Annotated in this window: 17 protein-coding genes; 14 read left to right on the top strand and 3 right to left on the bottom strand. The window is 64.3% G+C overall.

The features are described from left to right. The first annotated feature begins 47 nt into the window (after positions 1–47). The 3 genes from N551_RS0134500 to N551_RS0134510 all read left to right on the top strand — a co-directional run bounded on the left by N551_RS0134500 (position 48) and on the right by N551_RS0134510 (position 3,197). Positions 48–899 (top strand): SDR family oxidoreductase, encoded by an 852-nt coding sequence (locus N551_RS0134500; RefSeq protein WP_027570805.1) that lies wholly within the window; start codon positions 48–50, stop codon positions 897–899. Between the two features lie 62 nt (positions 900–961). After that, a complete protein-coding gene (locus N551_RS0134505) occupies positions 962–1,252 on the top strand; it encodes a DUF1330 domain-containing protein (protein WP_027570806.1) in 291 nt (96 codons plus the stop codon). Between the two features lie 232 nt (positions 1,253–1,484). After that, the gene (locus N551_RS0134510) at positions 1,485–3,197 is read left to right on the top strand and encodes a sulfatase-like hydrolase/transferase (RefSeq protein ID WP_027570807.1); all 1,713 of its coding nucleotides are present in this window, start codon (positions 1,485–1,487) and stop codon (positions 3,195–3,197) included. A gap of 5 nt (positions 3,198–3,202) precedes the next feature. Here N551_RS0134510 and N551_RS0134515 read toward each other — a convergent pair whose 3' ends face one another. Both N551_RS0134515 and N551_RS0134520 read right to left on the bottom strand, forming a co-directional pair. Further along, positions 3,203–4,762: a glycine betaine ABC transporter substrate-binding protein gene (locus N551_RS0134515; protein ID WP_027570808.1), complete on the bottom strand. Its 1,560-nt coding sequence runs from the start codon at positions 4,760–4,762 to the stop codon at positions 3,203–3,205. Then, positions 4,759–5,541 (bottom strand): ABC transporter ATP-binding protein, encoded by a 783-nt coding sequence (locus N551_RS0134520; protein ID WP_027570809.1) that lies wholly within the window; start codon positions 5,539–5,541, stop codon positions 4,759–4,761. The genes N551_RS0134515 and N551_RS0134520 overlap by 4 nt, the downstream gene beginning before the upstream one ends. Positions 5,542–5,673: 132 nt before the next feature. Here N551_RS0134520 and N551_RS0134525 point away from each other — a divergent pair, with 132 nt between their 5' ends. Together N551_RS0134525 and N551_RS0134530 are read left to right on the top strand one after the other, a co-directional pair. Continuing rightward, positions 5,674–6,492, top strand: a complete 819-nt coding sequence (locus N551_RS0134525) for an ABC transporter ATP-binding protein (protein WP_027570810.1) — start codon at positions 5,674–5,676, stop codon at positions 6,490–6,492. Next, a complete protein-coding gene (locus N551_RS0134530) occupies positions 6,492–7,277 on the top strand; it encodes an ABC transporter permease (protein WP_027570811.1) in 786 nt (261 codons plus the stop codon). Before N551_RS0134525 ends, N551_RS0134530 begins: the two co-directional genes overlap by 1 nt. 39 nt (positions 7,278–7,316) lie before the next feature. Here the strand turns inward: N551_RS0134530 and N551_RS0134535 are convergent, their stop codons facing one another. Further along, complete coding sequence (locus N551_RS0134535; protein ID WP_027570812.1) at positions 7,317–7,766, bottom strand: cupin domain-containing protein; 450 nt, start codon at positions 7,764–7,766, stop codon at positions 7,317–7,319. A gap of 137 nt (positions 7,767–7,903) precedes the next feature. Between N551_RS0134535 and N551_RS0134540 the strand changes: the two genes are divergently transcribed. From N551_RS0134540 to N551_RS0134580, 9 genes are all read left to right on the top strand, one after another. After that, positions 7,904–8,929: an ABC transporter substrate-binding protein gene (locus N551_RS0134540; RefSeq protein WP_027570813.1), complete on the top strand. Its 1,026-nt coding sequence runs from the start codon at positions 7,904–7,906 to the stop codon at positions 8,927–8,929. A 29-nt stretch (positions 8,930–8,958) separates the two neighbouring features. Beyond that, entirely contained in the window at positions 8,959–9,663 is a 705-nt protein-coding gene (locus N551_RS0134545) for an NUDIX hydrolase (protein ID WP_027570814.1), read from the top strand. Positions 9,664–9,758: 95 nt separating this feature from the next. Next, complete coding sequence (locus N551_RS0134550; protein ID WP_027570815.1) at positions 9,759–11,081, top strand: ABC transporter substrate-binding protein; 1,323 nt, start codon at positions 9,759–9,761, stop codon at positions 11,079–11,081. 31 nt (positions 11,082–11,112) lie between these two features. Continuing rightward, positions 11,113–11,883 carry an ABC transporter ATP-binding protein gene (locus N551_RS0134555; RefSeq protein ID WP_027570816.1) on the top strand — a complete coding sequence of 257 codons (771 nt, stop codon included), beginning with the start codon at positions 11,113–11,115 and terminating at the stop codon, positions 11,881–11,883. Continuing rightward, positions 11,883–12,587: an ABC transporter ATP-binding protein gene (locus N551_RS0134560; RefSeq protein ID WP_027519516.1), complete on the top strand. Its 705-nt coding sequence runs from the start codon at positions 11,883–11,885 to the stop codon at positions 12,585–12,587. The genes N551_RS0134555 and N551_RS0134560 overlap by 1 nt, the downstream gene beginning before the upstream one ends. Positions 12,588–12,600: 13 nt before the next feature. Further along, positions 12,601–13,482, top strand: a complete 882-nt coding sequence (locus tag N551_RS0134565) for a branched-chain amino acid ABC transporter permease (protein ID WP_027519515.1) — start codon at positions 12,601–12,603, stop codon at positions 13,480–13,482. Further along, positions 13,479–14,498, top strand: a complete 1,020-nt coding sequence (locus N551_RS0134570) for a branched-chain amino acid ABC transporter permease (RefSeq protein WP_027570817.1) — start codon at positions 13,479–13,481, stop codon at positions 14,496–14,498. Before N551_RS0134565 ends, N551_RS0134570 begins: the two co-directional genes overlap by 4 nt. Beyond that, on the top strand, positions 14,458–15,408 hold the full coding sequence (locus N551_RS0134575) for a polyphosphate kinase 2 family protein (protein ID WP_027570818.1): 951 nt from the start codon (positions 14,458–14,460) through the stop codon (positions 15,406–15,408). The genes N551_RS0134570 and N551_RS0134575 overlap by 41 nt, the downstream gene beginning before the upstream one ends. A gap of 969 nt (positions 15,409–16,377) precedes the next feature. Next, positions 16,378–18,708 carry a mechanosensitive ion channel domain-containing protein gene (locus N551_RS0134580; protein WP_027570819.1) on the top strand — a complete coding sequence of 777 codons (2,331 nt, stop codon included), beginning with the start codon at positions 16,378–16,380 and terminating at the stop codon, positions 18,706–18,708. The last annotated feature ends 69 nt before the right edge of the window (positions 18,709–18,777 follow it).

Here is an 18,777-nt window from a genome sequence, read left to right on the forward strand (position 1 = left end):
CACCTTTCCACTGCATGATCGCGGGAGCTCTTCGGGGGGAAAAGACCATGCGATCCGTCGTCGTCACCGGCGCGTCCACCGGGATTGGCTTGGCCATTGCTAAATTTCTGATCGGGCGCGGCTATCGTGTTTTCGGTAGTGTCCGCAAGCAGGCCGATGCGGACCGGCTCACGGGTGAATTCGGTGCGAACTTCACGCCGCTGCTGTTCGATGTCACCGACGAGGCGGCGGTCCTCGCGACTGCGCGAAAAGTCCGCGAGGCGCTGGGCGGCGAGACGCTGGCCGGTCTCGTCAACAATGCCGGCGTCGCGGTCGCCGGTCCCGTGCTCGAATTGCCGGTCGACGACTTCCGCCGGCAGATGGAGATCAACGTCATTGGCCCGGTCATCGCGACGCAGGCCTTTGGGCCGCTACTCGGCGCCGATCCGTCGCTGAAGGGGCCGAAGGGCCGGATCGTGATGATCAGCTCGGTCGCGGGCAAGAACGGCAATCCCTTGTCGGCGCCTTACAGCACCTCCAAGCACGCCATCGAAGGCCTGTCGGAGAGCTTGCGCCGCGAGTTGATGCTGTTCGGCATCGACGTCATCATCGTCGCCCCCGGCGCAGTGAAGACGCCGATCTGGAGCAAGGCCGAGCAGATCGATCTCTCGGTCTACCAGAACTCGCCTTATCTGCCGGCGCTGAACAAGGTCATGGCGTTCATGATGAAGCTCGGCGAGACCGGGCTGCCGGCCGAGCGGATCGCCGAGGTCGTTTTCGAGGCGCTCACCGCCGAGAGGCCCAAGGTTCGCTACCAGATCACGCCGGACCGGATGCGACATTTGATGACGGCCGCGCTGCCCAAGCGTGTGGTCGACCGTATCATCGCCAAGCGGCTCGGGCTGCTGCCGCAGGGCTGAGCCTCCGAGGCGAGACCATTGCCAGACAGGTGATCGATTTCCGATCGTGGGAGCGTCTTGAGATGCCGGCTTATGTGATTTTCGACGTCGAGATCAGGGATTTGCAGCAGTACCAAAGCTTCATGTTGGGCGTGAAGCCCGCCTTGGAGGCCGCTGGAGCCAGGTATCTGGCGCGAGGGGGCGGCCACAAGGTCTACGAGGGAGACTGGCAGCCCCGCAGGATCGTTCTGCTGGAATTCCCGTCCGTCGCAGCTTGGGAGGCGTTCTACACAGGCGCGACCTACCAGGGACTCAAAGCGGTCCGGGATGCTTGCAGTTCTGCCCGCCTGGTCAGCGTCGAGGGCCTCGACTAGACGGCAAATCGGTTCTGCACCGCGGGATTTGCCCTGGGGACGGATTGGATGCGGAGACCAATCGGCTTCCGCTAACATTAAGCGAAGGTCGGATCGCGACGCGCGTTGCTTGTCCGTGACCGTTCAATTACAGTTTTATGACACGGTGCAGGCCTTCCGGCTGCGCCGAACGCCGCAGGCCCGGTCAGCCGGCTCGGCATCACCGTGCCGGACCAGCAGTTGCGTGTCGTCGATGGCGTCCGCGCCGAATCCAGGTCCTTCTGCCACAACCGCCGTGCTGGCGAGCGTCGCCGCGCTCGGCATCTGGCGGCTGCTCGCGGTTGCGGCGCCGCATCTCGCGGCGCTCGTCCTGATGTGCGAGACCGAGACGGATTTCGGCGCACGGCTCTCCTTCGTGCTGGCCTGGGGCATCCTCAATTTCTTCTGGATCGCGCTGCTGCGGCGGCCGGCGCTCTCGGGTGCGCTGTCGCTGACCATGGTCGTGGTGCTGGTGCTGCTGTCGCGGCTGAAGCACGACGTCGTGCAGATGACGGTCAACTTCATCGACCTGATGATGATCGACCGCGACACGGTCGCGTTCCTGTTCACGATCTTCCCGAATCTGCGCTGGTCGGTGATCGGGGCCGGCCTCGTCACGCTGCCGCTGATGTATGCGCTGTGGTGGCTCGACCCGTTCCGCATCCGTAGGCTACCAGCACTCGCCTGCAAGCTCGCCTGCCTCGCCGCGCTGGTCGGCTATTCGCTCTATCATCCGGACGAGGCCTGGCGCGGCTATTACGACGACGGCTATCTCTCGAAGTTCTTCCGCTCGGGCGTCAGCGCGGTCTCCGACTTCGCGCAATACGGCTTCATGGAGTCGGCCGCTTCGACCAACGAACGGCTCAACATGCCGCTGGTCGATGCCTGCCATCCCGCCGGCCGGCGGCCGAACATCATCATGGTCCATGATGAATCGAGCTTCGACATCCGCGCCGCGCAGGGCATCAAGGTGCCGACCGGCTACGGTAGCCATTTCAAATCCTGGGACGGCAAGGAGCGCGCGTTTCTGGCCGAGAGCAATGGCGGGCCGAGCTGGTTCACCGAATACAACGTGCTCGCGGGGTTGTCGTCGCGCTCGTTCGGCCGCTTCGCCTATTTCGTGACGCGCATTGCGACAGGCCGTGTCGAGCGCGGCCTGCCGCTGGCGCTGCGCCGCTGCGGCTACGACACGATGTCGCTCTACCCCGCCAATGGCGGCTTCATGGCCGCGCGCAGCTTTCAGGTGACGACCGGCATCGAACGCTTCCTCGACTCCAAGGATCTCGGCGCCAAGGATGTCGAGCCGGATAGCTTCTTCTACGACAAGGCGCTCCGGCTGATGGCTGAGCGATCGCCGAACAAGCCGCTGTTCACCTTCATCTATCTCGGCGCCAATCATTTCCCCTGGGAGACGCGCTTCCGCCCGGATCTGCTGCCGAACTGGCGCGCACCGGGCAATGTGCCGTCCATCGACGAATATCTGCGTCGGCAGGCGATGAGCGCCGAGCAGTACAAGGTTTTCCTCGCGGGCTTGAAGAGGAATTTTCCCGGCGAGCCTTTCCTGATCGTGCGCTATGGCGACCATCAGCCCGAGTTCGCGCCCGGTATCCTCGAGCCCGGGCTCGACGAGGGTGCAATCGGCAAGAAGCTCGACGCCTACGACCCACGTCTCTACGCGACCTATTACGCGATCGACGCCGTCAATTTCGAGCCGGTGAAGAGCGAGGCCGTGATGGACACGGTCGATGGTCCGTATCTGCCGCTGGTCATCCAGGAAGCCGCGGGCATCCCGCTCGATCCGTCCTTCGCCGAGCAGAAGGAGATCATGCTCCGCTGCAAGGGCATCTTCTACGGCTGCAAGGACGGCGCCGAGGCGCGCCGGCTGAATCGGCTGCTGATCGATGCGGGGCTGATCCGGGGGCTGTAGCCGGCCTACCGCCCACCCACCTTCTCCCACAGCCATTTCGCCACTGCATCCGGCGACGAATTCGCATCATTGCCGGCGGCGCGTAAATTGGCTTCGCGCATGGTCGCGATGTCGATCTTGCCGAGCAGCGGTTTCAGCGCGGCCTGCAGCCGCTCGTCGCCGGCCCGTTTCGGGGCCAGCAGCAGGATGGCGTCGTAGGGCGGGATCGCGTGCCTGGGATCGTCGAGCGCAACGAGATCGTATTTTGCGATCAGCCCGTCGCTGGTGTAGCCCGCGATGACATCGACCTCGCCGCTGGCGACCGCCGCATACATGAAGTCCGGCTGCATCTGGCGCTGGGCGCGGAACGAGAGCCCATAGGCCTTTTGCAGCGCCGCCCATTCGGGTCGCGAGAAGAACTCATAGTCGCCCGCGATCGACAGGGTCGAAGCATGCGCGGCGAGATCGGCGATGGTGCGGATGCCAAGCGCCTCGGCACGCTTATTCGGGATCACCAGCGCATAGGCATTCTCGAAACCGAGCTCGCCGAGCAGCGTGATGTTCTCCTTCGCAAGCGTTGTCCGCAGCTCAGCCAACAGCTCCGCGCGCGGCTTGATGTCCGTGCGGTGAAGCTGATTGGCCCAGAGCGTGCCGGAATAATCGACATAGAGATCGATGTCGCCGGCCTTTAACGCCTCGAAGATCACGCTCGAGCCGAGGCCGGATCGTGCGACGGCGGAAAGACCGGCGGCCTGAAGCCGGTCCCGCATCAGCGCCGACAGCACATATTGCTCGGCAAATGTCTTGGCGCCGACGACATAGCTCTGTGGCGAGCGCCCCATCGTCGGCACCAATGTTGCGGCCACCAGTGCCGCGATCCCGGCCGCGCCAAGCGCTGTACGCGCGCGGCTGCGCCGGCGCAGGCCGCTCTCGATCAGGCCGAGCAGTTGATCGACCGCGAGCGCAAGCAGGGCCGAGGCAAAGCAGCCGAACAGCACGAATACCCAGTTCTGGGTCTGCAGCCCGGCAAAGATGTAATTGCCGAGGCTGGTCTGCCCGATCGGGGTCGACAGCGTCGCGGTGCCGATCACCCACACGGCGGCGGTACGGATGCCAGCCATCATCACCGGGAGAGCCAGCGGCAGTTCGACCATCACCAGCGACTGCCGTGCGGTCATTCCGACGCCTTTGGCAGCCTCGATCAGCGCGGGATCGATGCCGTTGAGGCCGGTGATGCCATTGCGCAGCACCGGCAGCATCGAATAGAGCGCCAGCGCCAGCATCGCCGGCAGGAAGCCGAAAGCGGAGAAGGAGACGCCGAACCAGGCCAGCGCCACGGAGGCCGCGAGCAGCAGGAGCGGATAGAACAGCGCGAGCAGCGCCAGCCCGGGCACCGTCTGCACGATGCTGGCTAGCGCGAGCAGGACGGCGCGCGGCGTTGGGCGGTTGCGCGTCAGGATCGCCAGCGGCAGGCTGACGATCAGGCCGAGCGCAAGTGCGGCGAGACTGACCCGTACATGGTTGCCGAGATAGTCGGGCAAATGCCCCAGCGCCTCGCCCCAGCGCGGATCGGTGAAAAGGCTCATGCCGCCCCGCTCTGTGGCAGTAGCGCGTTCAATCGCTCGACCTGGCGTCGCGGCGTCCGTAGCAGCTCCAGCACGTAGGCGTCGCTGCTTTTCGAGAGCTCCATTGGCGTGCCCTGCGCCAGCAGCTTCCCGCTGCGCATCACCGCGATGCGGTCGGCGAGCAAAATCGCTTCCGTCATGTCGTGGGTGATCATCACGGTGGTCAGGCCGAGCTTGCGGTGCAGCTCGCGAAAATCGTCGCCGAGCGCATCGCGGGTGAGGGGATCGAGCGCGCCGAAGGGCTCGTCCATCAGCACGATGCGGGGCCGTGCCGCAAGCGCCCGCGCCACGCCGACGCGCTGGCGCTGGCCGCCCGAGAGCGCATCCGGCAACCGCTCGCGATGCGCGGCCCGGTCGAGCTGCACGAGCTCGAGTAACTCATCGACCCGCGTTGCGATATCCACCGCCGGGACGCCGAGCAGTTTTGGCGTGATCCCGATGTTGTCCGCGACGCTCAGATGCGGGAACAGCCCGCCGCTCTGGAAGACGTAGCCGATGCGGCGCCGCAGCGCGACCGGATCGACGGATTGCACGTCGTCGCCCTCGACCGTGATCGTGCCGCCATCCGCCTCGATCAGGCGGTTGGCGAGTCGCAGCAGCGTCGTCTTGCCCGAACCCGAGCCGCCGACGACGGCCACAAACTCGCCTTCGGCGATGTCGAGTGACACATCGTCCACGGCCTTGAGTGCGCCGAAGCTCTTGGTGACGCGGGCATAGCCAATCATCGGCCTGGATGGCATCGGGCGGGGCTCACTACGCTAACCCGCCCGTGGGGCAGGGGATGACGAGGCCCATGCGTACCACGCTTGGCGGCTTGATTGAACTTGGCCGCGCGAGCGGCTAAGGCATCGGGCCAAGTTCGGAGGGAACACATGATAACGCCTACGGCAGTGGCGCTGGAAGATGCCAAGGTCGCGTTCCAGCTGGGGGACGGGCGGGTCTATACGGCGGTGGAGAAGGCGCATCTGACGGTGGCGCAGGGCGAGTTCGTCGCCATCGTCGGCCCGACCGGCTGCGGGAAATCGACGCTGCTCAACGTCGCGGCCGGGCTGCTGAAGCCGGCTGCCGGGAGCGTCAGGATATTCGACCAGCCGCTCGCCGGGCTGAATCGGGATGCCGGCTATCTGTTCCAGGCCGATGCGCTGTTCCCCTGGAAGACCGCGCTCGACAACGTCGCGATCGGGCTCGAAGTCAGCGGCACGCCGCGCGGCGAGGCGCTGCCGCGGGCGCAGACATGGCTGACCTCGGTCGGCCTGGGTGCCTTCGCCAACCGCTATCCGCACATGCTCTCGGGCGGCCAGCGCAAGCGCGTGGCGCTGGCGCAGGTGCTGATCCGCGATCCAAAGATCCTGCTGATGGACGAGCCGTTCGGGCCGCTGGATGCACAGACCCGGCAGGTCATGGGCAACCTGCTGCTCGACCTCTGGAACGCCGATCGCAAGGCCGTGCTGTTCGTCACCCATGATCTGGAGGAGGCGATCGCGCTCGCCGACCGCGTCGTGATCATGTCGGCGGGGCCGTCCTCGCGCATCATCGGCGACTGGCGCGTGAGCCTGCCGCGCCCGCGCGACATTTTTGAAGTGCGGCTGGACAAGGAATTCCATGCGCTTCATCGCGAGATCTGGAGCGTGCTCAAGGACGAGGTCATGAAGGGCTACGCGCAATCCACGCAAGCGGCGGAGGCGGTCTGATGCCGCGCGTGACGCTGCTCTCGCTGCAAGTGCTGGTCGCGGTGGTCTGCCTCGCGCTGTGGCAATTGCTGTCGACCGTGCCCGTGTTCGGCAAGATCCTGCTGCCGCCGTTCTTCTTCTCCAATCCGGTCGATGTCTTCGCCCAGATCGTCAAATGGTTCTCGTCCGGCGTGATCTGGAAGCATCTCGGCATCACGCTGACGGAATCGATCCTGGCCTTCGTGATCGGATCGGCCGGCGGCGTGCTGATCGGCTTCTGGTTCGCGCGCCAGCCGCTGGTCGCCGCGGTGTTCGATCCCTACGTGAAGATGGTCAACGCACTGCCGCGTGTGGTGCTGGCGCCGATCTTCGCGCTGTGGCTGGGGCTGGGCATCTGGTCCAAGGTCGCGCTCGGCGTGACGCTGGTGTTCTTCATCGTGTTCTTCAACGTCTATCAAGGCGTCAAGGAGGTCAGCCGCACCGTGCTCGACAATGGCCGCATGCTCGGCATGAGCGAGCGGCAGCTGATGCAGCACGTCTATTGGCCCTCCGCGCTGTCGTGGATGTTCTCCTCGCTGCACACGTCAGTGGGCTTTGCCGTGGTCGGTGCGGTCGTCGGCGAATATCTGGGATCGGCGGCGGGGCTCGGCTATCTCATCCAGCAGGCCGAAGGCATCTTCGACGTCGCCGGCGTGTTCGCCGGCATGTTCGTGCTGTCGGCCTTCGTCATCCTGATCGACTTTGGCGTGACGTTGGTGGAGCGGAGACTGCTGGTCTGGCGCCCGACCGTGGACGGACGGGGCTAGGCCGCGAGGGGCCCGCGCACCGCGCGAGCCCCGGATCGATCAGTCCAGCAGTTTGGTGTCGTCGGGGGCCTGCGGCGGGGTCTTGATGGCGATCGCCTTGACCTGCCCGCTGATCGGCTTGGTGCCGCCATGCGGCGTCCCCTTCGGGATGATGACGAGGTCGCCCGGCTTCACCGTGACCTCCTTGTCGCCGAACCAGATCGTGCCGGTGCCCTCTAAAATGTACTGGATCTCGTTGGTGTTGGGATGCATGTGCTTGGGCACATTGCCGACCTGGATCGAGATGGTGGCGCCGTCGGCGCTCGCGAACATCTTGGAACGGAAGCCGACGGCGTTCGCGTTCCCGAGCGCGTCGCCCTCCATCTCGCCGGTGTGGATGATCTGCGGCGTGATGTTCTCCGCGGCCAGCGCTGGCCGAAGCAGGTGGGTTGCGCCGCATCCGGCGGCAAAAGCGGTGGCGATCGACAGTCCGACTGCAAAGCGATTCATGGATGATCCTCCCCATCAAGAATTGTTCTTGTGGGCTCATGCTATTGCGCCGAAAGGCCGATGGCCAGCGCCTTCGGTCCTGCTTCTCAAGCCAGCCCGGCTGCTCTATGGTGCCGCCAGCCGAACGGAGGAAACCAATGAAGAACACGATAGCCAGGCTCGCGGGCGCGTTGATCGCGCTGACGCTCACGACGGGTCTTGCCGCGGCGCAAAGCAAGGTCACCATCGCGATCGGGGGCGGCTCCTGCCTGTGCTATTTGCCGACGGTGCTGGCAAAGCAGCTCGGCGAATACGACAAGGCCGGTCTCAATGTCGAGCTCGTGGACCTCAAGGGCGGCTCGGACGCGCTCAAGGCCGTGCTCGGCGGCAGCGCCGACGTGGTCTCCGGCTATTTCGACCATTGCGTCAACCTCGCAGCCAAGAAGCAAGAGCTTCAGGCGTTCGTCGTCTATGACCGCTATCCCGGCCTCGTGCTGGTGGTTTCGCCCTCGCACACCAACGAGATCAAGTCGATCAAGGACCTCGCCGGCAAGAAGGTCGGCGTCAGCGCGCCCGGCTCTTCTACGGACTTCTTCCTCAAATATATGCTCAAGAAAAATGGTGTCGATCCCGCCAGCACCGCCGTGATCGGCGTCGGCCTCGGCGCCACTGCGGTCGCCGCGATGGAGCAGGGCCAGATCGACGCGGCCGTGATGCTCGATCCGTCCGTGACCGTGCTCCAGGGCAGCCACAAGGATCTGCGCATCCTGAGCGACACCCGCACCCAGAAAGATACGCTCGAGACGTTCGGGGGCGAATATCCGGGCGGCGCGCTGTACTCGACCGCGGCCTGGGTGGCCGGCCACGAGAAGGAGACGCAGGCGCTCACCAACGCGATCCTGGGCACACTCGCCTGGATCCACTCGCACTCGCCCGAGGAGATCATGGCAAAGATGCCGGAGGAGACGGTCGGCAAGAACAAGGACCTTTATCTCGCGGCGCTGAAGAACACGATCCCGATGTTCTCCGAAACCGGCAAGATGGACCCGAAGGGCGCGGACGCAGTGCTCGCGGTGTTCAGCGTCGGCTCGCCCGACGTGGCCAACGCCAAGATCGACGTCAGCAAGACCTTTACCAACAAGTACGTCGAGCAGGCCAAGAAGACCACGGGGAGCGCCAAATAACTGACGCGAAGGCTCGGTAACCAAGCGTCATGACGTCACTGACAATCCATCGGGTCACGACGCTTGATCTTGCCGTCCGGCCGATCGTCTGGCCGTTCGCGGAGGAGCGGCGTGACGAGATCGCCACGCATTTCGCCGAGAAGCAGCGCGAGCGGCCAAAGATCTGGAACGGTCGCGTCCTGATCGGGCGGGATGCCGTGTTTACCGACGGCCATCTCGCCGCGACCTATTTCGAGACCGATTTCGCGAGCTTCCTCGCCTGGCGCGACTGGGGCTTTCCCGACAAGGCCGTGTTCAACGGTTTTGGCATGGGCGCGCTGCGTAGCTCCGACGGCGCATTCGTGATGGGCGAGATGGCGCAGCATACCGCCAATGCAGGCCGGATCTATTTCCCATCGGGCACGCCCGATCTCGACGACGTCAGGGGCGACACGCTGGACATTCCCGGCAGCGTGATCCGCGAACTCGAGGAAGAGACCGGCCTCACCGCGGCCGACTATCGGGTCGAACCGGACTGGCACTGCGTCGTCACCGGCCCCACGATTGCGATGTTGCAAATTATCAACCTGGACATGCCAGGTGATGTGGCGCGTGCGCGGATCGAAGCCAATCTGGCGCGCGAGGCCGAGCCGGAGCTGTCGGCTATCCATCTCGTGCGCGGAATGAGCGATCTCACGCCGTCCATGCCGCGATTTGTCACGGCCTTCGTCGAGCAGCAGTTCGCGTTGCGCTGACGCGCGAGGCTTGACATCGCTGCGCCCAGCCCATGTGATGGGCAAAAATACAAAAGCAAAAAGAATGCAATGCACAATCGGCCAGGGAGGTTTTGATGCGCGTGCGCATGGCTGCCCGTTTGGTACGTGGGCTGTTGGTCGCGATATCAGCGACGGGCTTGGCGCTGTCCGCCCAGGCCCAGGATCAAGGCAAAGAGAAGAAGATCAAGATCGGCGTCGTTTTCGATTTGACCGGGCCTCTCGCCGGCGGCGGCTCTGAACTCGGTTATATCGGCGCAAAGATCGTCCTCGACCATTTCGCCAAGACCGGCGTCGAGGGTTACAAGATCGAAGCGGTCTATGCCGATGCGCAGAGCAAGCCCGACATCGCGATCAACGAATCCGTTCGCCTGCTCGAGCAGGAAAAGGTCGACATGGTGCTCGGCTTCTTCTCCTCGGCGCAATGCGTGCCGGTCGCGGCCCGTGTCGAGCAGCTCAAGAAGTTCATGTGGATGACGACCTGCATCTCGTCGGCCGTGTTCAACGAGAAGGGTTACAAATACGTCTTCCGCCCGCAAGCGAGCGGCGACCAGTTCGGCATGATGACGATGGATTTCGTCGCGCAGAACGCCAAGGCGAAGTTCGACAAGGAGCCGAAGGATCTGCGCGTCGCGATCATTCACGAGGACGGCGCCTATGGCGTCGACGTGTCCAGGGGCAACGAGGCCGGCGCGAAAAAGGCGGGCTTCAACGTCGTGATGAAGGAAGGCTATTCGGCCACCGCGCCTGACCTCTCCGCGCTGGTGACCAAGTTGAAGCGTGCCAAGCCCGACGTCATTTTCCACACCGGCTACAACCCCGATATCACGCTGTTGCTGCGTCAGGCGCGCGAGCAGGGGCTGAAATTCGGCGCGCTGATGGGGCACGGTGCAGGTTACGGGGTCTATGAAAAACTGAAGGAAGGCATGGGCGCCGATGCCACCTACATCTTCAACACCGACCCGATCTCGATCTGGCTTGCCAACCAGAAGACCATGGATCCCAAGCTCCCGCCTGTGATCAAGATGGTCGGCGAGGAATTCGACAAGATCCGGCCCGGCGTCGCCATCCGCTCGGCGCATGTCGGCATCGGTGCGTCCAACACTTATGTGTTCATGAATGACGTGCTGCCGCGCGCGATCAAGAAGTACGGTGGCGTCGATCCAGATGCGCTGCGCAAGGCGGCGCTCGACACTGATATTCCCGAGGGCGGCACCATGCTCGGCTTCGGCGTCAAGTTTTACGGCGAGGGCACGCCGATGGCCGGACAGAACGAGCGCTCGTTCCCGGTCGTGATCCAGTACATCGACGACAAGTCCTCCGTGGTGTGGCCCAAGAGCCAGGCGCAGCGCGAGGCCGTGCTGCCGTTGCCGAAGGGCACCACCTACAGCAACCAGTAGCGCAAATGCGCGCAGAGAGGAGAGCGGGACGGTGCTGGAAGTCAGCGGGCTGGTGAAGCGGTTTGGCGGCTTCACCGCCGTCAACAATGTGTCGTTCAAGGTCGGCCAGGGCGAGATCCTCGGCCTGATCGGCCCCAACGGCTCGGGCAAGAGTACGATCTTCAATATGCTCTCGGGTACGCTGGCGCCGACGTCCGGTTCGATCCTGTTCGACGGCTCCGAGATCGCAGGCCTTCCGCCGCACCGGATCATCAACAGCGGCATCGGCCGCACCTTCCAGATCCCGCGGCCATTCCGTCGCCTGACGATCTTCGAGAACGTCGCGCTCGCCGGATTTTACGGCCAGGGCCGCCATAGCCGCGTCAAGGCGGAGGAGGCGGCCGAAAGATCGCTGGCGATGGTCGGCCTGCCGACCGATCGCCATGCCAGCGTGGATGGCCTCGGCGCAGCCGGCCTGAAGAAGCTCGAGCTGGCGAAAGCGCTCGCCACCGCGCCAAAACTCCTGCTGGCCGACGAGAGCCTCGGCGGCCTCGACGAGGCCGAGATGGGGCAGGCGGCCAACATGCTGCGCAACATCCGCGACGAGCTCGGCATCACCATCATCTGGGTCGAGCACATCATGGGCGTGCTGATGCGCGTCGTCGATCGCGTCATGGTGCTCGATCACGGCGAGAAGATCTCGGAAGGATTGCCAAGTGCCGTTGCCGGCGATCCCCGTGTCATCGAGGTCTATCTCGGCACCGATGCCGAGACCACGCAGGCCGCGGCCGCCGCAGCGCGCCGCCGCGCGGGGGTTCAGTGATGCTTGAGCTCCGCGGCGTCAATGCCGGCTATGGCACCTTCCAGGCACTGTTCGACGTCGATCTCGACGTGAAGGCGGGGGAGGCCGTCGGCGTCATCGGGCCGAATGGGGCCGGCAAGACCACCCTGATGCGCGTCATCTCCGGGCTGATCCGTCCCTCGCGTGGCTCGATCAGAATGGAAGCCGTCGACGTCGTGGCCACGCCGCCGCACAAGATCGTCAGCCTCGGGATCGCGCATGTGCCGGAGAACCGGCGGCTGTTTCCGCAGCTCTCGGTCGACGACAATCTCAAGATGGGTGCCTTCATGCAGGAGGCGCGCGGCCACTATGCCGAGCGGCTGGACGTGGTGTTCGAGCTGTTTCCGCGCCTGAAGGAGCGCCGCCACCAGATGGCCGGCACCATGTCCGGCGGCGAGCAGCAGATGTGCGCGATCGGCCGCGCGCTGATGTCGAATCCAAAGCTGCTGCTGCTCGACGAGCCGTCGGCGGGGCTCGCGCCGGTCGTGGTGCAACAGGTGTTCGAGCTGGTGAAGCGGATCCGCGCCAGCGGGCTGACCGTGCTGATCGTCGAGCAGAATGTGCAGCAGGTGCTGAAGGTGGTCGATCGCGCCTATCTGATCGAGGCGGGCACGATCAGGTCCTCAGGCACCTCGGCCGAGATGCTGGCGAGCGACACGGTCAAGGAAGCTTATCTCGGGGTGTGAGGTTCATGCGGGCATGCAAGCATTTCTGGACATTTTCGACATCTATCTGCTGGAGGCCGTGATCAACGGCATCCTGCTCGGCGGCGTGCTGGCGCTGCTCGCGCTCGGGCTCAATTTGATCTTCGGCGTCATCGACGTGACCTGGATCTGCTATGCCGAGCTGGTGATGATCGGCATGTACGCCATGTACTTCCTGGTGCAGTATTACGGCATCAGCTATTTCCTCGCCGCGCCGCTCACCATCCTTCTGGTCGCCTTGCTCGGCGCGGCGCTGCACTACCTCGTGATCGCGCCGCTGCTCACCGCGCCGCCGATCAACCAGCTGCTCGCCACCGGTGGGGTGCTGTTCGTGCTGCAGAGCTTTGCCACCGTCGCCTTCGGCATCGACTTCCGCAACCTCGGTATTCGCCTGCCGGTGCTCGCCTTCGGCGACATGAATTTCAGCTACGCACGACTTCTGTCCTTCCTGGCCGCGCTGGTCGGCATGGTCGCTGTCTATCTGTTCATGACGCGGACCTTCACCGGCACCGCGATCCGCGCGATCTCGCAGGACCGGCAGATCATGGCGCTGATGGGCGTCGATACCAAGCGCATCTATCTCATCACCTCGGCAATCGGCGGGGGGCTGGCCGGGCTCGCCGCCTGCCTCCTTGTGCTGCAATATGACGTGCATCCGTTCGTCGGCCTGTCGTTCGGACCGATCACTTTCCTGATCTGCGTGCTCGGGGGCCTCGGCAATTTCATCGGCGGCTTCATCGCCGCCTTCGTGTTCGCCGAGATCATCTCGCTCGGCGGCCTGTTCTCCGATCTCGAATGGGGCTATGTGCTCGCCTTCGCCTTCTTCATCGTCATGATGTTCATCCGGCCCGCGGGCCTGCTCGCGAGGCGCCGATGATGGGGCGGGGACGGCTTGCAGCTTGGGGGATCGGATTGGCGGCGCTGGTCGCGTTGCCTTTCGTCTATCGCGATCCCTATCATCTGCACATCCTGGTGCTGATCCTGATCTGGTCGTTCGCCTATACGTCCTGGTCGATGATGGGGCGGTTCGGCCTCGTCTCGCTCGGCCATGGCGGGTTCATGGGAATAGGCGCCTATGTCACCGCGCTACTCTGGAATCACCTGGGATGGTCGCCCTGGATCGGCATCCCCATCGGCATGGTCGCGGCCGGCGCGCTGGCGCTGATCGTCGGCTATCCCTGTTTTCGCTTCCGCATCACCGGGCACTATTTCGTGCTGGTGACGCTCGCGCTCTCCGGCATTGTGCTCCAGGTCATCACGGCGACACGCGACTACACCGGCGGCTCGCTCGGCTACACGCCGAACCGGGCCGCGGGCAACAAGCTCTGGTCGCTGCAATTCGACGACAAGATCACCTGGTACCTGATCGCGCTCGGGGTCTGGCTGTTCGGCATCGTGGTCTGGCACTGGGTCGACCGCAGCATGGCCCGCTATGCGCTGGAGGCGATCTCGGAGGATGAGGACGCCGCAGCCGCGGCCGGCGTCGACGTCACCGCGGAGAAGCTGAAGATCACGCTGCTCAGCGCGCTGATGACGGCCTTGGCCGGCGCGATCTACTGCCAGTACCAGATGTTCATCACCCCGGACACCGTCAGCGGCATCGCGGTGTCGCTCCAGATGGTGTTCGCGGCCATCGTCGGCGGCCTGTTCGTCTCGCTGGGCCCGACCTTCGGCGCCGTCATCACGATTATGCTGGCCGAGACCCTGCGCATCGGCTTTGGCACCAAGGCGGTCGGCTGGGACAATCTCGTCTATGGCGTGCTGCTCGTGCTTTTCATCATATTCCTTCCGAAGGGCATCCTTGGTAGCTTGCTCGATCGATTGAAGCCGCAACGCAAGGTGCCCCGCGCTCATGAGCAAGAAGTCGTCCAAATCGCTCGCCCAGGAGCTTGACCGCTACATCACGCCATTCCGCTACGATGGTTCGGGCAAGTTTCATCTCAAGGACCACAAGACCGACGAGAAGGGCGACCTCGACAAGGAGAAGGCGCAGGACATTCTCGACGCCAACATGAAGCGGCTGATCGCGTTTCAGGAGAAGCTTTACGCCCAAGACCGCTGGTCGGTGCTGATCGTATTCCAGGCGATGGACGCCGGCGGCAAGGATTCTGCGATCAAGGCGATCTTCGAGGGCATCAATCCGCAGGGTTGCGCAGTCAGTGCCTTCAAGGCGCCGAGCAGCAAGGAACTCGACCACGATTTCCTCTGGCGCCACGCGGTCGCGCTGCCGGAGCGGGGCCATATCGGCATCTTCAACCGCTCCCACTACGAGGAATGCCTGGTGACGCGCGTGCATCCGGAGATCCTCGCCAAGGAGAAACTGCCGCAAAAGCTCCTCACCAAGAACATCTGGAAAGAGCGATTCGAGGACATCTCTGCGTGGGAGCGCTATCTCTCGCGCAACGGCACCGTGGTGCTGAAATTCTTCCTCAATCTGTCCAAGGACGAGCAGCGCGAGCGCTTCCTCGACCGGCTGGAGGATCCGTCCAAGCAGTGGAAGTTCTCCATGGACGACATCAAGGAACGCGCGCTGTGGCCGCGCTACCAGGCGGTCTATCAGGACATCGTCCGGCACACGGCAACGCCTCATGCGCCGTGGTATGTCGTGCCGGCCGACCACAAATGGTTCGCGCGCGTCGTGATCGGGTCGGCCATCGTCGCGGCGCTCGAAAAGCTCGATCTGCGCTTCCCCCGCGCCGACAAGGCCTCGCTGGGCGAGTTCGACGAGGTGCGCAAGGCGCTGGAGAAAGAGGAGAAGGCGGACAAGAAACAAAAAACGCGAAAACAACCCCATGCACAGTAGCCGGGGATAACGAAATCAATGACTTGAAGGTCAGCGCGAGGCTTGCGGATTCATTGCTGATTTAACGAAATCGTTTGACCTGTCGGGCAAAACAGGGGCATGATGTCATCATCCCAAATTCCTCAGGACCCGCGCGCCCACCAGCGGCAGAAGCGCTCCACATTGACGGGAAGGGTAGTCTCGTAACTCGCCCACTTTTCGTATTTCGCTGCAGCGAATCCGTCGCAGTGAGATGGAACGCACCCTCAAATGTGATTTGTGCGCCATTGATCTTGCTTGACAGTCCTGCGTCACGGGAGGACCATCGCAATGGTCGCAAACATGCGACGCGCAACGTCCACATCAAGAGCAAGGGGAGGTCTATGACACCACCTCCGCAGATCCAGCCGCGGTAAGTGCGATGGAGCTCGTTCGGACTATCGCATAGCGGCAGAAAACCGCGAACGGCACGCCGGGCCAAGGTTTAGAGGGCTGCATCAGTGTGGCATAGCCCCTACCTGCCCGGCGCTGTATTCTGCAGCACATCGATTGCATCACAGCGAATTATGTCGGATGGCCGTGACGCGGCCGCCGCGCTTTTGACATCCTGATTCTCTCCTCCTCCTCATCGCGTCATTCCGGGCCGACTCCCGGAATGACGCAGGGCTATTGCATATCGGGGCGATCGCAGATGACGTCTCGGCGGCCCCCGAGCGAGCGCCTCGTCCTTCGAGACGTCCGCTTCGCGGCCTCCTCAGGATGAGGCTTAACTGCATCCATCTGCATTAAATGCTGCCGCATACGCATCCCTCGCCTTGAGACCGCGGTTCCCGTTTCCTGCACCGCGGCAAATGCCAAGAGAATGTCGCCTCATTGGCCAACTTCCGACACAGCGCCCGGGCGAATAGCGTCGATCCGACATGATGCATGTGCTTCGGCGGTGACGGTCCCGACGTCGCCGTCGCATTCATTTTTCCCAGGGAATCCCTCGTGTCGCATAAGCTTGCCTCCGCGCTTCTCGCCGCGCTCTTGATCGCGATCTCATCTCTCTCCAGCACCCGCGCCGCGCCGCCCGCACCGGCGGCCAATAGCGCTGCCGCGTTGTCGCCCGACGAGGCCAGGCGCGCGCTGGAGACGCTGCAGGACGACAAGAAGCGCGCGCAGATGATCGACACGCTGCGCGTGATCGCGAATGCGTCAGGTCCACAGCAGCCCGCGCCCGAGCCAAAATCGCCGATCCCGCTCGCGGCCGACGGCCTTGGTGCGCAGCTCATGCTCACCGTGTCCGAGGAGATCGGCGAAATTTCGCGAGACGTCGCCGATATGGCCAGGACGCTCACGCACTTCCCGGCGTTCTACTACTGGATCGTGCGGACCGCGAACGATCCCGCGGCCTACAATCTCCTGATCGAGATTGGTTGGAAGCTCGCGCTGGTGTTCGGCTGCGCCTTCTGCGCCGAATGGGTGATCTTCCGTCTGATCCGCCGCCCCGTCGCGTTTCTGGAAGGGCGCATGCCGCAAACGGCGCGCCTGCCGGTGCAGGTGTTGCCCATTGCCGATCCGCCGTCATCGGTCGCCGATGTCACCCCGGCGCCCGAACTGCAAATGCGCCGCCACAGCCTGGCGCGGGCCTGGCAAATCATGCTGCGGCTGCCGCTCGTGCTGGGACGCTTCCTGCTCGAGCTGCTACCCGTGTTGGTCTTTGTCGGAGTCGCCACGGCGCTGCTCGGCACCGAGATCGGCGAGCCCACCACCGTCCGCCTCGTGATCCTCGCCGTCGTCAACGCCTATGCGTTCTCGCGCGGGCTCATCTGTGTGGTCCGTGTGCTGGCGGGACCGTTCGGCTTGTTTCCGGTCAAGGCCGAAACCGCCGCCTATATCGAGATCTGGGCGCGCCGTATCGTCGGCGTCGGCGTCTCCGGCATCGCCTTTGCCAATGTGGCGCTGCTGCTCGGCCTGCATCGCGCCGGCTATGCCGCGCTCTTGCGCATGGTGATGCTGGTCGTGCATCTCTTCATCGTCGTCATCATCCTGCAATGCCGCCGCCAGGTCGCCGAAGCCATCCGCGCGCCGGCCGACCGGCAGGGGCTCGCGGCGCGACTGCGCAACCGCATCGCGGGCGGCTGGCACTATCTCGCCATCGCGCTCGACCTCGCGCTGTGGGCGGTGTGGGCGCTGAACATCCGCAACGGCTATTCGTTGCTGCTGCAATATTTCGTCGGCACCATCGCGGTGGCGCTGATCACGCGCGTTGCCATCATGCTGACGCTGGGCCTGATCGACCGCGGCTTCCGCATCAAGCCGGAAATCCTCCAGCGCTTTCCGGGCCTCGAGATTCGCGCCAACCGCTACCTGCCGCTGCTGCGCAAGATCGTATCCGGCGTGATCGCCTTCATCGGCCTGGTGGCCGTGCTCGAAGTCTGGGGCGTCGACGCCATCGTCTGGTTCTATGGCGGCCAGATCGGCAGCCGGCTGATCTCGGCGGTGGTGACGATCGGACTTGCCGTGTTCATCGCAGCTGCGATCTGGGAAGCCAGCAACGCGCTGCTGGACCGCCAGATCAATACGCTGTCGCGCGATGGGCACTATGCCCGCGCCGCGCGGCTGCGGACCTTTCAACCGATGCTGCGGACGGCCTTGCTGTGCGTGATCGCCACCGTCGTCGGACTCACGGCGCTCAGCGAGATCGGCGTCAACGTCGCGCCGCTGCTGGCCGGCGCCGGCATCGTCGGCATCGCCATCGGTTTCGGTTCGCAAAAGCTGGTGCAGGACCTCATCACCGGGCTGTTCCTGCTGCTGGAGAACACCGTCCAGGTCGGCGACAGCGTCAGCGTGTCCGGGCTATCGGGCGTGGTCGAGAACGTCTCGATCCGCACGATCAGGCTCCGGGCCGGCGACGGTGCCGTGCACATCGTGCCGTTCAGCGCGGTCACCACCATCACCAATGCCAGCCGTGGCGCCGGCAACGCGTCCGTCAGCGTCAACGTCGCCTACAAGGAAGACACCGACCGCGCCGGCCAGATCCTCAAGGACATCGTCGACGAGATGCGCCGCGAGGTGGAATTCCGCAGCCTGATCCGCGGCGATCTCGAGCTCTGGGGCATCGACAAGATCGACGGCGCCATGGTGTCGATCGTCGGCCAGATCCGCTGCACCGAGGCCGGCCGCTGGCCGGTGCAGCGCGAATTCAACCGTCGCATGAAGCAGCGCTTCCAGCACAACGGCATCGAGGTCGCATCGGCCACCCAGACCATCCTGATGCACATCGCGCCGCCGGCTGACAACGCCGCTCATCTGACGCCGCGTCGAGCCGCAGGATAGTGGCGCGGTAAACTTACCGCTTGCCTTGGTCGAACCGGCAGCGTTCACTTCGCCCCAGCCCGCTGACGA

This window comes from Bradyrhizobium sp. URHA0013, from assembly GCF_000518345.1.
In the GTDB taxonomy this organism is placed as follows: Bacteria; Pseudomonadota; Alphaproteobacteria; order Rhizobiales; family Xanthobacteraceae; genus Bradyrhizobium.

Coding starts and splice junctions, on each gene's coding strand:
- N551_RS0134500 (WP_027570805.1), top strand. CDS start 48: ATGCGATCCGTCGTCGTCACCGGCGCGTCCACCGGGATTGGCTTGGCC.
- N551_RS0134505 (WP_027570806.1), top strand. CDS start 962: ATGCCGGCTTATGTGATTTTCGACGTCGAGATCAGGGATTTGCAGCAG.
- N551_RS0134510 (WP_027570807.1), top strand. CDS start 1,485: ATGGCGTCCGCGCCGAATCCAGGTCCTTCTGCCACAACCGCCGTGCTG.
- N551_RS0134515 (WP_027570808.1), bottom strand. CDS start 4,762: ATGAGCCTTTTCACCGATCCGCGCTGGGGCGAGGCGCTGGGGCATTTG.
- N551_RS0134520 (WP_027570809.1), bottom strand. CDS start 5,541: ATGCCATCCAGGCCGATGATTGGCTATGCCCGCGTCACCAAGAGCTTC.
- N551_RS0134525 (WP_027570810.1), top strand. CDS start 5,674: ATGATAACGCCTACGGCAGTGGCGCTGGAAGATGCCAAGGTCGCGTTC.
- N551_RS0134530 (WP_027570811.1), top strand. CDS start 6,492: ATGCCGCGCGTGACGCTGCTCTCGCTGCAAGTGCTGGTCGCGGTGGTC.
- N551_RS0134535 (WP_027570812.1), bottom strand. CDS start 7,766: ATGAATCGCTTTGCAGTCGGACTGTCGATCGCCACCGCTTTTGCCGCC.
- N551_RS0134540 (WP_027570813.1), top strand. CDS start 7,904: ATGAAGAACACGATAGCCAGGCTCGCGGGCGCGTTGATCGCGCTGACG.
- N551_RS0134545 (WP_027570814.1), top strand. CDS start 8,959: ATGACGTCACTGACAATCCATCGGGTCACGACGCTTGATCTTGCCGTC.
- N551_RS0134550 (WP_027570815.1), top strand. CDS start 9,759: ATGCGCGTGCGCATGGCTGCCCGTTTGGTACGTGGGCTGTTGGTCGCG.
- N551_RS0134560 (WP_027519516.1), top strand. CDS start 11,883: ATGCTTGAGCTCCGCGGCGTCAATGCCGGCTATGGCACCTTCCAGGCA.
- N551_RS0134565 (WP_027519515.1), top strand. CDS start 12,601: ATGCAAGCATTTCTGGACATTTTCGACATCTATCTGCTGGAGGCCGTG.
- N551_RS0134570 (WP_027570817.1), top strand. CDS start 13,479: ATGATGGGGCGGGGACGGCTTGCAGCTTGGGGGATCGGATTGGCGGCG.
- N551_RS0134575 (WP_027570818.1), top strand. CDS start 14,458: ATGAGCAAGAAGTCGTCCAAATCGCTCGCCCAGGAGCTTGACCGCTAC.